Origin of the sequence: Haloplanus sp. (genome assembly GCF_028275055.1) — an archaeon.
In the GTDB taxonomy this organism is placed as follows: Archaea; Halobacteriota; Halobacteria; order Halobacteriales; family Haloferacaceae; genus Haloplanus.
In genome coordinates this window covers 1-11,677 of record NZ_JAQCNJ010000087.1, presented here as the reverse complement: position 1 = coordinate 11,677, position 11,677 = coordinate 1, and the positions used below count along the sequence as shown (strand labels likewise).

Sequence of the window (11,677 nt, the reverse complement as noted above, 5' to 3'; positions counted from 1 at the left end):
TGTGGCTGAGCACCGCGGCGTGGAGTACCCACGCCTCCTCGCGGGAGGGGTCGACCCCGTCGGAGCCGTGGCAGGTGGGCCGGGACATCTCGTTTCCCTCGCTGCGGGGTACACCCACGAGTCGCGTATGACTGTGTGGACTGTGTACGCGGCACGCACGACACCGACACGCTCCATTCGCCCGCCGACATCCGGTCGGATCCCCGTCGAGGGTCCGGGGTTCGGGGTTCGGCGCCGTCGAACACCACCTGTCGGTCACACGAACGCGCCGGCGCTTGTCAGAGGAACTCCCGCACCTCGGAGTACCACATGTCGTGGTGGTCGACCGCGCCGACGCGTTCGGCCACCTCGACCGCGAGGGCGTGCCAACACCGTTGTGTCGGATCCGTCGTATCGAGGTTGTACTCCGCGTCCTTGCAGGTACAGCCGCCGTTCTCGACGATATACTCGTCGTCGTGGCCGACGACGACCGTGAAATCGCGGTACTGCTTGATCCGCTCCTCGGAAACGGCTTCGATCGCTCGTTGGCCCCGGTCGCCGTGGACCGAGAGGATGGCGTCGACTATCGGTCCGGAGAGTGTCCCGGCCGCCGAGAGCGCCGCTCGCCACCCCTCGTCCTCGTTCACGACCCGAAACGTCGGGCCTCGCCGTCTAAAGGGGTTCGGTCGGTCCGACGACCGCACGCCGGGCGTCCGACGTGCCGGCTCCGAACCGCGCCGCTTTTTGACATCCCCCGCCCACGGGCACCATGCGCGTCACCGAGGGGCGAGTCGAGTTCGACGCGCCCGACGCCCGCGACGGCGCGAGCGAGGGCCGCGGCGATGGTGTCTTCTACAATCCGACACAAGAACTGAACCGCGACGTGACCGTCGCCGTCCTCCGGGCGTACGCCGACCGCGAACCCCGCGCCGAGACGTATCTGGACGCGATGACGGCGACCGGGGTGCGGGCGCTCCGGGCGGCCGCCGGGGGTTGGGACGCCACCGCCGCCGACACCGACGCCGACGCCGTCTCCCTCGCCCGCGAGAACGCCGCCCACAACGATATGGACGTCACCGTCGTCGACCGCGACGCGAACGCACTCATGCACGAGTCGACGACCGTGTTCGACGTGGTCGACATCGATCCCTTCGGCACGCCGGTCCCCTTCGCCGACGCCGCCTTCGCCAACGCCCGTGATCTGGTCTGTGTCACCGCCACCGACACCGCGCCCCTTTGTGGCGCACATTTCGAGAGCGGCGTCCGCTCGTACGCCGCGGTCCCCCGCAACACCGACTACCACCCCGAAATGGGGCTGCGAATCCTGCTCTCGGCGATGGTGCGGACCGCCGCCCGTTACGACACCGCCGCCCGCCCGATCTGTTCGCACGTCTCCCGTCACTACGCCCGAACATATCTCGAACTCGACGGCCGGGCGACCCGTGCCGACGACTGCATCGACGAACTCGGCTACGTCCACCACTGCGAGGACTGTCTCGCCCGCGAAAGCGGGGTCGGTCTGATCGCGGACCCGCCCGCGGACTGCCCGGCCTGCGGGAGCGACCGCCTCGTCACCGCCGGCCCCCTGTGGCTCGGTTCGATCCGCGACCGCGAGTTCGTCGCCGCCGTTCGCCGGGAACTGACCGGCGATATGGGCGAAGCGACCCGCGCCGACCGTATGCTACGGACGCTCGAGGCCGAACTCGACGAACCGACCCACTACGACCAACACCGCCTGTGTAAGGAGTGGACCCGCTCTGCACCCGCGATGGACGACTTTCTCGACGACCTCCGGGCGGCCGGCTTCGAGGCCTCCCGCGCCCACTACGGGGGGACGACGTTCAAGACCGACGCCGGCGTCACGGAGATCCGGGACGCGACGGCCGACTGAGGCGGCCGATCGGCTGTTCGACGCTGCGTACGGCCCAAACCCACAAATACACCGGGTGCCATCCTGTAGGTATGAATAGGGCGATCGGACGCATCGCTGTCGCGTTCCTCGTCACGCTCTCGATGGTCGCCATGTCGAGTCCCGTCGCCGCACAGTCCTCGGACCAGCCGGACTGGGCCGACGATCTCTTTGCCGACTTCGAGGAGATGCAGCCCCGGTACAACGAGAACATCGGTGACGCCGATATGAACTTCGCACAGCGACAGATCTACAACCAGATCACGGGTAACATCGTCAACGTGTATCTCGTCGGGACCGACGTTACCTACTCGTTCCGGATGCGCTCCGACGGACGGATCACCGACCTCCAGCAGTCACGCCGCGACGACGCGGATCTGCGGATGCAGATGACCCGTGACACCGCGGAGGATCTCGCCGCGGCCGATAACCCCGTGCCGTTGTTTGTCACCGCCGCGCAAAACGGCGCGGTCGTCCGTCGGAACGGCGAACGGACCGTCCGTGGCATCGTGATCAACGGCGCGGACGGCAAACCGATCAAGCAGGCGACGTGGACGGTCGTTAACACGGTCAAGGGCCTGTTGTGAGACGGCACGGCCGGAACGGCGCACCCTGCGCTCCGATCAGCAACGGTTTGTGTCCGCCCGCCATCAGACGTACCCGATGAGCGTCCAGACGGAGTTCGACGCGTGGGCCGCCCAAGGCAAAGACAAGGGGATGGAACAGCGCCACTGGCACACGGCGAAACACGCCCTCGGCCGGATGCCCGTCGAAGCCGGCGATCGGATCCTCGACCTCGGCACCGGGTCGGGCTACGCGCTGCGGGCGCTCCGGGAGACGCGTGATGCGGGTCAGGGCGTCGGTATCGACGCCTCACGACGGATGGTCCGGAACGCCCGCGGATACACAGACGACGACGCCGTGACGTTTCTGACCGGCGATTTCCAGTCCCTTCCCTTCGCCGACGGGGACTTCGACCACGTCTGGTCGATGGAAGCGTTCTACTACGCCACCGAACCGGAGACCGTTCTCCGGGAGATCCGACGGATCCTCCGTCCCGGCGGCACGTTCTTTTGTGCGGTCAACTTCTTCGAGGAGAGTGTCCACACCCACAGGTGGCAGGAACAGGTGGGCATCGAAATGCAGTTGTGGGACCGTGACAGGTATCGCGAGGCGTTCCGTGAGGCGGGGTTCCACGTCGCCGAACAGGACACCATCCCGGACAGAGAGATCGAGATTCCGCCGGCCGAGGCGTTTCCGACGGAGGACTGGGACTCCCGCGAGGCGATGGTCGACCGCTACCGGACGTGGGGGACGCTCCTCACCGTCGGCGTCGCACCCTGATCCCGGTCCCGCGGTTTCGACCGTCCCGTTGTTCGGCGGCCACAGGGCCGAGACGGTCATCGTAACGTGAGGCTGTGTCGTCGGCCTCGTGCTCTGCCCGGTCGCGACGACCGACACCGTTCTCCCTGTCGGATCGGCGGCTCGGACCGGCAGGTACAACACCCGCCGGCCCGAGTCACCGGAACGACGGCAATGACCGGAGACGACACGCGAGACGCGGAGACGGATCCGTCGCCCGCACCGGATATCGACGACCTCGCCGACCGGGTCGACGAGGTGCGCGCCGACCTCGACGCCTTCGAGTCCGATGTGGAAGAACGCACCGTCGACCGGCCGGAACTGGAAGCGGAACTGAAACGGTACGTTCGCCGCCGGATGCGCCGCGGTCACGCCCGTGGCTGGGGGCCGTATCTCGTTTTGCTCTACGGCACCGCCATGACCCTCGGTGCGTTCTACCTTCTGAGCGACCTCCTCGCGGTCGTTGCCATGATTATCATCTTTCTCTCGACGCTCGGCCTCTATGTCCTGTTCGTCCTCTTCGGGGTCGGACTCTCGCTGCTCGGCAAACCGGCCCAGGCCGCCGAGGCCGTTCGACGGTTCCGCCGCTGATCGCGGACGAACGAGTATATAATCCCTGCCGACGAAACCGACGGTATGCGTGTCGGCTCCACACCCGCGGACCGCGGTGTCGGCGAGATCCCGATCGTCGAGACGCTTCCCGAGTCGGTCGTCGACCTGTTCGGCCTTCTCACGCGCTTGGGCGACCCCGTGACGCTCCTACTCGTCGTCGCCGCCGGCTATCTGCTTGCCGACCATCTCGGTGTCTCCTCGGCCCGAATGGCGACGGCGCTCGCCCTCGCCCTCGGTGGTCTCACGGCGACGCTCGCGCTCAAACACGCTTTCGCGCTCCCGCGTCCCCCGGGTGCGGGAACGGACGGATACGGCTTCCCCAGCGGCCACGCCATGGGCGCGACGGTCGTCTACGGGGGCATCGCCGCCCTTTTCGACGACGACCGCCTCTCGGCGGCCGCCGCCGTTCTGATCGTTATCGTCGCCGCCTCGCGGGTGGTCATCGGCGTCCACTACCTCGTCGACGTGGCCGTCGGCGTCGCCGTCGGCGCCGGCTACGTCGCCGCCGGACTCCGCGTCGGCCCCGGCCGCTCGCCCGAGCGTGTGACCGCCGCCGAAACCGGTCGTACCTTCGCTCTCGCCGTCGCCGTTGGTCTCGCGGGGCTGGCCACCGCGGTGGTCACCGACACCGTCGTCGCCGCGGCCGCCGCCGCCGGTGGCTGGATCGGGTGGCGGACCGGCGCCGACCGCGTCACCGATGCCACCCCGTCGACGCGCCGCCTCGCCGCCTCGCTCGCGCTCATCCCGGGTGTCGTCGTCGCCGTTCTCGTTCTCGATGGCGGGGTGACACTGCCCGTCGCGGGCGGTCTGGCCGGGGGGACCGTCGCGCTGATCCTCGTGATACCCGGGTTGGCGGACTAGCGTCACGACCCACCGGACCGCCACGACCACCCGTGGGCTGACCCTGATAGGATACCACCAACCGGATTCCGGTCGGACGATCACGAGTTCACCGACTCCGGCCGACCCGGCGTCCGAGCGCGCGCTGCCTGTGGAACGTCCATCCGGAAGCGGACACGGCGGCGAACACACCTCGACGCTGCCGGTCCGTTCCCCCTCATCGGACTCAACAAAAAAACACCAACGCCACAGCCGGCCGGTCGCCGTTAGTACTTCTCGAGGTAGCGGTCGATCTCCCAGTCGGACACCTCGACGATGTACTCGCCGAACTCCTGGGACTTGGCCTCGATGAACTTCTCGGCGACGTGCTCGCCGAGGGCGCTCCGGATAACCTCGTTCTCCTCGAGGGCGTCGATAGCCTCGCCGAGGTTCGACGGCAGGGTGGTGATGCCGTACTCCTCGCGTTTCTCCTCGTCGAACTCGTAGATGTTCTCCCGAACGGGATCGGCACAGTCGAGGCCGCGTTCGACGCCGTCGAGGCCGGCGTGGATCATGGCCGCGAAGGCGAGGTAGGGGTTACACGACGGGTCGGGCGACCGGAGTTCGATCCGCGAGGCCGCGGGCACTCGCGCGGCCGGCTTGCGGATGAGCGCCGACCGGTTGCGGTCGGACCACGCGACGTAAACGGGGGCCTCGTACCCCGGGACCAGCCGCTTGTAGGAGTTGACGGTCGGGTCGGCGATCGCCGTGATCGCCGGCGCGTGGTCGAGGATGCCCGCGATGTAACTTTTGGCCGTGTCGCTCAGGTTGAACTGGCCGTCGTCGTCGTGGAAGGCGTTCTCGCCATCCTTGAACAGCGACATGTGGGTGTGCATGCCCGAGCCGTTGATCCGCGCGATGGGCTTGGGCATGAACGTCGCGTGCAGGTCGTGTTCGGCCGCGATGGCGCGGACGACCGCACGGAAGGTGGCGACGTTGTCGGCCGTCGACAACGCGTCGTCGTAGGTGAAGTTGATCTCGTGTTGTCCCTGAGCGACCTCGTGATGCGAGGCCTCGGTGTTGAAGCCCATGCTCTCCAATCCGTCGATAATGTCGCCACGGACATCGGAGGCGAGATCCTTCGGTGCGAGGTCGAAGTAGCCGCCGGCGTCGTTGGTCTTTGTCGTCGCGCGGCCGTCCTCGTCCTCCTCGAACAGGAAGAACTCGGGTTCGGGAGCCATATTCACCTCGTAGCCCATCTCGCTGGCGCGGTCGACGGCGTTTTTCAGCACACGACGCGGGTCCCCCTCGAAGGGCTCGCCGGTCGAGGTGTTGATCACATCACAGATAAGCCGCGCCGCGGAGCCGTCTCGCCACGGCAGAATGGCGAACGTCGACGGATCGGGGTCGAGTCGCATGTCGGACTCTTGGATCCGAACGAACCCGTTGATCGAGGAGCCATCGAAGTAGATACCCTCGGCGAACGCTTTCTCGGCCTGACTCGCCGGGACCGAGACGTTCTTTACCGTGCCCAAGATATCGGTGAACTGAAGCCGGAGGAAATCGACGTTTTTTTCGTCGATTTCATCGATTACATCCTGTTCTTCGGCCGTCAAACCGCCGTCAGCCGTCGTGGTTTCGTCCGTCATGTTATGGACAGAGTCAATCTATACTCCTAGTATTAAGCCCTTTTTGTTGTCTGCAATTTCCCCCTGCCCGCATGCGAATTGGATATTCGTAAACTTCTATACCCCCCGGAACGTTCGTAACTGCCATGACGTACGAAAATCTCGACGCCAAGCTGATCAACGCACTCTTCGGTGACGGCCGTGCCAGTCTGCGGAGCCTCGCAGAAGAACTCGATGTCTCGGTCACGACCGTCTCGAATCACCTGCGTGACCTGGAGGATGAAGGCGTTATACAGGGGTACACCCCACGCGTGAACTACGACGCACTCGGCTACGACGTGACGGCCATCCTTCAGTTGAAAGTCGAAGGGAGCGCGCTCCCGCACATCACCGACGACCTACAGGAGCACAAACAGATGGTCAGCGTCTACGAGGTAACGGGCGACTACGACGTCATCGCCGTCGCGAAGTTTATCGACACCGACGGCATGGACGACCAGATCAAGGCCCTGTTGACCGACGCCGACATCCGCGAGTCGAACACGAGCGTCATTCTCAACACGGTGGCCGAGGGCCGGCAGTTCGACCTCGACGTCGAGGCGGACGAGGCGTAGCCACGACCGGACCGGCGGCCCCCACCGCGAGCGTCCGATCCCACCGTTTCCGTCGCCCACGACGTCGTTCGAAACCACCCCGAAAAGCCCGGCTCCCCGGTTCTCCGGCTACTCGAAACCGTCCTCGAAAACGAAGGTTCCGTTTCGCTGGACCACCTCGCCGTCGACCTCGATGGTCGACTCCTCGCTCATATCGACGATCATGTCGACGTGTTCCGCGCTCTCGTTGCGCTCGTTCCCCTCGCCGACCGTGTCCGCGTAGGCGTTGCCGACCGCCATGTGAACCGTATCGCCCATCTTCTCGTCGAACAGCATGTTGTAGGTGAACCGGTCGATGGAACGGTTCATTCCGATGCCGAGTTCGCCCAGATAGCGCGCCCCATCGTCGGTGTCGAGAATCCCCGTGAGTACGTCCTCGTTCTGTTCGGCGCTGTGGTCGACGACGTAGCCGTCCTCGAATCGGAGGCGTGCGTTCGTGATCTCTTTGCCCTTGCGGTACAACGGGAGGTCGAAGTGAACGCGGCCGTTGACCGACTCCCTGACCGGCGCGGTGAACACCTCACCGCCCGGCAAGTTGTGTTCGCCGTAGTCGTTGATCGTGGGGTTGCCGGCCACCGACATGGTGACGTCCGTCTCGTCGCCGCTCCGGATCCGAACCTCGTCGGCCCCGTCGAGAATCTCGACCATCCGGGCTTGGTGGTCGCGCTGAGCCTCCCAGTCGAGTGTCACCGCATCCCACACGAAGTTCTCGTATGCCTCGGTACTCATCCCCGCCAGTTGGGCGTGGCCCGAGGAAGGGTACTGGGTGAGACACCACCGCTTTTCGAGGCGCTCGTCGAGAACGGGCCGCACCGCTCGACGGTAGGCGGCGTTGGTTTCGGGGCTCACGTCGCCCTGCTCGGAGACGTTCGGACCGCCACGCGCGATAACGAAGGCGTCGGCTTCCTCGAACAGGGCGAGTCGGTGGGCCGGCGTCTCGAAGTCCTCGTCGTCGCTCGCACGCAGAAACGCCCGACTCGCCCGCTCGGAGTTGTTCAAATAGACCGGGTTCGCCCCTCGGTCGCCGAGCAGTTCGTGCAACGCGACCGCCAGGTCCTCCGCGACCGCCGGCATGCTGATGACGACGTTGTCGCCCGACTCGATTCGCGTCGAGTGGTCCACGATGACTTCCGCGTGGGTGCGGATGCGCGGGTCCATACCTCTCGTTCCGGCGCGGGCGGCAAAGCCTTTCCGCGTGTGCGCTTTTGATCCGTCCCGACGACCGCGCGACGGTCCGTGTGACCGTCCGGAGCTGTTTTTTTCCGGCGACACCGAATCGACGTATGATCGACCTCCGATCGGACACGGTCACCCGTCCCTCCGAAACGATGCGCGACGCCGCCCGCGACGCCCCCGTCGGCGACGACGTCTACCGCGACGACCCGACGGTGAACGACCTCGAACGCCGCGCCGCGGCCATCGTCGGCACCGAATCGGCCTTGTTCGTCCCCACGGGGACGATGGGGAATCAGATCGCCGCACGCGTTCACGCCGACCCCGGAAGCGAGGTCATCGTCGACAGCGAGGCCCACATGGTTCGCTGGGAGGTGGGTGGCCTCGCCCGTGGGGCCGGCCTCCAGACCCGAACCGTCGACGCCGGCAACCGGGCCGCGCTCACGCCCGACCAGATCCACAACCACTGCCACGAGGCGGATCTCCACCGGCCCGGCACCGGGTTGGTCGCGCTCGAAAACACGCACAACGCCCGCGGCGGCGTGGCGGTTCCCGTCGCGCGTGTCCGTGCCGCCGCCACCGCCGCCGCCGACCACGCTATTCCCGTCCACCTCGACGGCGCGCGCCTGTTCAACGCCTGCGTCGCCCTCGGTGTCGACCCGGCCGAGATGGTCGCCCCCGTCGACTCCGTCCTGTTCTGTCTCTCGAAGGGTCTGGGTGCGCCCGTCGGCTCCGTTCTCGCCGGCCCCGAGGCGTTCGTCGACGAGGCCCGGCGGGTCCGGAAACTCCTCGGCGGCGGGATGCGGCAAGCGGGGCTGCTCGCCGCCCCCGGACTGCTCGCACTGGAGAACCGCGACCGCCTCGTGACCGACCACGAGAACGCCGCCCGACTCGCCGACGGCCTCGACGCCGTCGACGGGGTATCCGTCCCGGACCCCGAGACGAACATCGTCGTTGCCGACGTTGCGGGAACGGGGCTCGATCCGGAGACGGTCGTCGACCGTCTGGCCGCCCACGACGTGGCCTGTGTCCCCTTCGGCGACCGCACCGTCCGGTTCTGTACACACCTCGGCGTCGACCGGTCGGACGTGGAGACAGCAATCGACCGCACCCGAACGGCGCTCACACACACATCGTCGGACTGACACGTCCCGTAGCCGTCCGGCGACCGCGTTCGGGGTCCGGTTCTCGTCGGCGTCTCCGGAGCGACCGACGCGTCGACGGGGCCGGTCGGCCGAGTCGGTTGTCAGCGCCTCCATCCACGCTCGCCCGACCGTCGGCCACCGTGTGTTGCTCGGTCACAACTCCGGTTCCACGTAGGTAAACCGGACCCGGTCGTCGCGCTCCCGGAGTTTCGCCTCGATCCGGCCGATGTCGTCGTCGACTCCCTCCGCCGTGAGGTCGTCGTCGAAGCTCACGTCGGCGGTGAGGAGGATGTCGGCCGGCCCGACGAACATCGTCCGGAAGCCGTCGACGTGGGCCACGCCCGGATGCTCGGTGATGATCGACCGAAACGCCAACTCCAGTTCGGACGGAACGCTCTCGCCGAGGAGGAGGCGTTTGTTCTCCCACGCGAGTGCGAGCGCGAACCCCATCAACAACAGGCCGATGATCACCGCCGAAACGGCGTCGTAGACCGGATTCCCGGTCACCCGCGACAACACGATACCGACGAGTGCGACGGCCGCGCCCACGAGGGCAATCGCGTCCTCGGTAAACGCGGTGAGTGTCGTCACGTCGCTCGTCGACCGGAACGCCTCGGCCAGTCCGGTCCAACCATACTCCGTCATCTGTCGGCGCAGTTCGGCGTATGCCTTCGTGAACGCGTACGCCTCGAACGCGATGGCTCCGAGGAGGACGACAACACTGATCCAGATGGTGTCGACCGACGTTCCTGCGAGCGTCACCGTCCCGGGCGCACCCCCGTGACCGTGACGGACGGCGTCGTAGCCGTGTTGAAGACTCTCCCAGCCTGCGATACCGAACAACAGGACCGAGACCAGAAAGCTGTAGAAAAACTGTGCCTTGCCGTAGCCGAAGGGGTGGTCACGGCTCGGGGCCTTTCTGCTGTTCCGGATGCCCAGAAGGAGAAACACCTGGTTGCCGGTGTCCGAAATCGAGTGGTACGTCTCGGAGAGCATCGACGGACTCCCGGTGAGCAGAAACGCCCCGAACTTCAGGACGGCGATGGCTCCGTTCGCGACGAGTGCGGCCAGAACGACCGACGTGCTACCAGCCATACCGACATGTCGTTCGGCCAACGGTTCACCCTTCCGACCGCAACCCAGTTGTCCACCCGCCCCGAGCGTTTCGTATGCTCGTCGTCTGCTCCGACACCCACGGCACCGACGACCACCGGTTGACCGGTCGGACCCGCGAGGCCCTGACCGCCGCCGACCTCGTGATCCACGCCGGCGACCTCACGACGCCGGCGGTACTCGATGGGTTTCGTCGCGCCGCCGACCGACTGGTCGCCGTCCACGGCAACGCCGACACCCCCGCCGTCCGTGACCGCCTTCCCTCCGCCGCCACCACGACATACGCGGGCGTTCAGATCGCGGTCACACACACCGAGCGTGGCGGCGGGACCGCCCTGTCGTTGTTCGGCCGCCACCGCGGCGCGTCCCTCGTCGTCAGCGGCCACACCCACCGCCCGTCGGTCGATACCCCCGAGACCGGCCCGACGCTTTTGAATCCGGGCAGCCACGCCGACCCGCGAGGGAACCGGCCGGGCCACGCCGAACTGTGGACGCCGAGAGGAGACGACCGACCCGCCGGGGTTGCCCCGTTCGACACCGGCGAGGCGGCACTCGTTGGTGTTCTCCGAACACCGGACGGTGACGTGTTCGACCGAGTTCGTGTGGACTGATCGCTCGTCCGTGTTCTCTCAGGGGAACGAGGTTGAGGGCCGAAGCGCGGTCCAAAGGGGCCACGCGATTCATCATGCGTCCGAGGGGATAATAGACACACCGTATGCTCAAACGGTCGTTGTAGCCTTCCGTTATCGGCCTACACCACCGACTGAGGGGCGTGGGCCCCCGCCGATATCGCGGCGATGCGCCGCCGCCGGTTCTCACCCCCCGTGCCACGTCTCGCCGTCCCGACCCGTCCACGGTTACAGTCCACGCCCCCCGCCGAAACCGGCCTGAACCGGCCCGTGGGACCGTCTGACACACGACTGACCTGAACACAAAGTATTTACCATACTCCGCGTTCGTTTCCAACACCCCTACCCGTGGATAGACCGACAACCGGTCAGACCACGAACCCGGCATGAAAGGATGACTCCGGATTGCCGATCCAACAACAAACGCAAAACATGACAGACTATAATAAGAAAGCTCGCGCAGTGATCCTCGCGACGCTCATGGTGCTCAGCGTCTTCGCTGGTACCGTGGCGTTCTCGGGGAGTGCTGCTGCGCAGACTCTTGAGGCAGGGAATTCGTCGGTAACGCCGAATTCCGGGCTCGTCAACGACACGCTCACACACGACGTAAATATTACAATCGACACCGCTACCGTGGATAGCGATCAAGAACTCC

At 66.4% G+C, this 11,677-nt stretch carries 12 protein-coding genes and 1 pseudogene; 9 read left to right on the top strand and 4 right to left on the bottom strand.

Annotation, left to right across the window (positions count from 1 at the left end; translation table 11 throughout):
- Positions 1-278: 278 nt before the first annotated feature.
- Positions 279-626 carry a hypothetical protein gene (locus tag Q0925_RS10830; protein WP_299335341.1) on the bottom strand — a complete coding sequence of 116 codons (348 nt, stop codon included), beginning with the start codon at positions 624-626 and terminating at the stop codon, positions 279-281.
- A 122-nt stretch (positions 627-748) separates the two neighbouring features.
- Here Q0925_RS10830 and Q0925_RS10825 point away from each other — a divergent pair, with 122 nt between their 5' ends.
- From Q0925_RS10825 to Q0925_RS10805, 5 genes and pseudogenes are all read left to right on the top strand, one after another.
- A complete protein-coding gene (locus Q0925_RS10825; RefSeq protein ID WP_299335333.1) occupies positions 749-1,870 on the top strand; it encodes a tRNA (guanine(26)-N(2))-dimethyltransferase in 1,122 nt (373 codons plus the stop codon).
- 71 nt (positions 1,871-1,941) lie between these two features.
- Positions 1,942-2,475, top strand: a complete 534-nt coding sequence (locus Q0925_RS10820; RefSeq protein ID WP_299335331.1) for a hypothetical protein — start codon at positions 1,942-1,944, stop codon at positions 2,473-2,475.
- Between the two features lie 76 nt (positions 2,476-2,551).
- The gene (locus tag Q0925_RS10815; RefSeq protein ID WP_299335329.1) at positions 2,552-3,232 is read left to right on the top strand and encodes a methyltransferase domain-containing protein; all 681 of its coding nucleotides are present in this window, start codon (positions 2,552-2,554) and stop codon (positions 3,230-3,232) included.
- 138 nt (positions 3,233-3,370) lie between these two features.
- Positions 3,371-3,841: pseudogene (locus tag Q0925_RS10810) on the top strand (hypothetical protein); the annotation flags it as partial.
- A gap of 45 nt (positions 3,842-3,886) precedes the next feature.
- The gene (locus Q0925_RS10805; RefSeq protein ID WP_299335327.1) at positions 3,887-4,723 is read left to right on the top strand and encodes a phosphatase PAP2 family protein; all 837 of its coding nucleotides are present in this window, start codon (positions 3,887-3,889) and stop codon (positions 4,721-4,723) included.
- A gap of 245 nt (positions 4,724-4,968) precedes the next feature.
- Here Q0925_RS10805 and glnA read toward each other — a convergent pair whose 3' ends face one another.
- Entirely contained in the window at positions 4,969-6,330 is a 1,362-nt protein-coding gene (gene glnA / locus Q0925_RS10800; protein ID WP_299335325.1) for a type I glutamate--ammonia ligase, read from the bottom strand.
- Positions 6,331-6,455: 125 nt separating this feature from the next.
- Between glnA and lrp the strand changes: the two genes are divergently transcribed.
- Positions 6,456-6,923, top strand: coding sequence for an HTH-type transcriptional regulator Lrp (gene lrp, locus Q0925_RS10795; RefSeq protein WP_299335322.1), 468 nt, complete (start codon positions 6,456-6,458; stop codon positions 6,921-6,923).
- Positions 6,924-7,031: 108 nt separating this feature from the next.
- On the opposite strand, the gene Q0925_RS10790 is transcribed toward lrp, so the two are convergent.
- Positions 7,032-8,120, bottom strand: coding sequence for an aminopeptidase (locus Q0925_RS10790; protein ID WP_299335320.1), 1,089 nt, complete (start codon positions 8,118-8,120; stop codon positions 7,032-7,034).
- 125 nt (positions 8,121-8,245) lie between these two features.
- On the opposite strand from Q0925_RS10790, the gene Q0925_RS10785 reads away from it, so the two are divergent.
- Positions 8,246-9,280: a threonine aldolase family protein gene (locus tag Q0925_RS10785; RefSeq protein WP_299335317.1), complete on the top strand. Its 1,035-nt coding sequence runs from the start codon at positions 8,246-8,248 to the stop codon at positions 9,278-9,280.
- Between the two features lie 153 nt (positions 9,281-9,433).
- Here the strand turns inward: Q0925_RS10785 and Q0925_RS10780 are convergent, their stop codons facing one another.
- On the bottom strand, positions 9,434-10,375 hold the full coding sequence (locus Q0925_RS10780) for a cation diffusion facilitator family transporter (protein WP_299335315.1): 942 nt from the start codon (positions 10,373-10,375) through the stop codon (positions 9,434-9,436).
- A gap of 74 nt (positions 10,376-10,449) precedes the next feature.
- On the opposite strand from Q0925_RS10780, the gene Q0925_RS10775 reads away from it, so the two are divergent.
- Together Q0925_RS10775 and Q0925_RS10770 are read left to right on the top strand one after the other, a co-directional pair.
- Complete coding sequence (locus Q0925_RS10775) at positions 10,450-11,004, top strand: metallophosphoesterase (RefSeq protein ID WP_299335313.1); 555 nt, start codon at positions 10,450-10,452, stop codon at positions 11,002-11,004.
- 450 nt (positions 11,005-11,454) lie between these two features.
- The coding region (locus Q0925_RS10770; RefSeq protein WP_299335311.1) for a surface glycoprotein at positions 11,455-11,677 on the top strand (223 nt) is incomplete at its 3' end.

Bases quoted from the DNA above. Each gene is read 5' to 3' on its own strand.
- Q0925_RS10825 (WP_299335333.1), top strand. From the start codon at position 749: ATGCGCGTCACCGAGGGGCGAGTCGAGTTCGACGCGCCCGACGCCCGC.
- Q0925_RS10820 (WP_299335331.1), top strand. From the start codon at position 1,942: ATGAATAGGGCGATCGGACGCATCGCTGTCGCGTTCCTCGTCACGCTC.
- Q0925_RS10815 (WP_299335329.1), top strand. From the start codon at position 2,552: ATGAGCGTCCAGACGGAGTTCGACGCGTGGGCCGCCCAAGGCAAAGAC.
- Q0925_RS10805 (WP_299335327.1), top strand. From the start codon at position 3,887: ATGCGTGTCGGCTCCACACCCGCGGACCGCGGTGTCGGCGAGATCCCG.
- glnA (WP_299335325.1), bottom strand. From the start codon at position 6,330: ATGACGGACGAAACCACGACGGCTGACGGCGGTTTGACGGCCGAAGAA.
- lrp (WP_299335322.1), top strand. From the start codon at position 6,456: ATGACGTACGAAAATCTCGACGCCAAGCTGATCAACGCACTCTTCGGT.
- Q0925_RS10790 (WP_299335320.1), bottom strand. From the start codon at position 8,120: ATGGACCCGCGCATCCGCACCCACGCGGAAGTCATCGTGGACCACTCG.
- Q0925_RS10785 (WP_299335317.1), top strand. From the start codon at position 8,246: ATGATCGACCTCCGATCGGACACGGTCACCCGTCCCTCCGAAACGATG.
- Q0925_RS10780 (WP_299335315.1), bottom strand. From the start codon at position 10,375: ATGGCTGGTAGCACGTCGGTCGTTCTGGCCGCACTCGTCGCGAACGGA.
- Q0925_RS10775 (WP_299335313.1), top strand. From the start codon at position 10,450: ATGCTCGTCGTCTGCTCCGACACCCACGGCACCGACGACCACCGGTTG.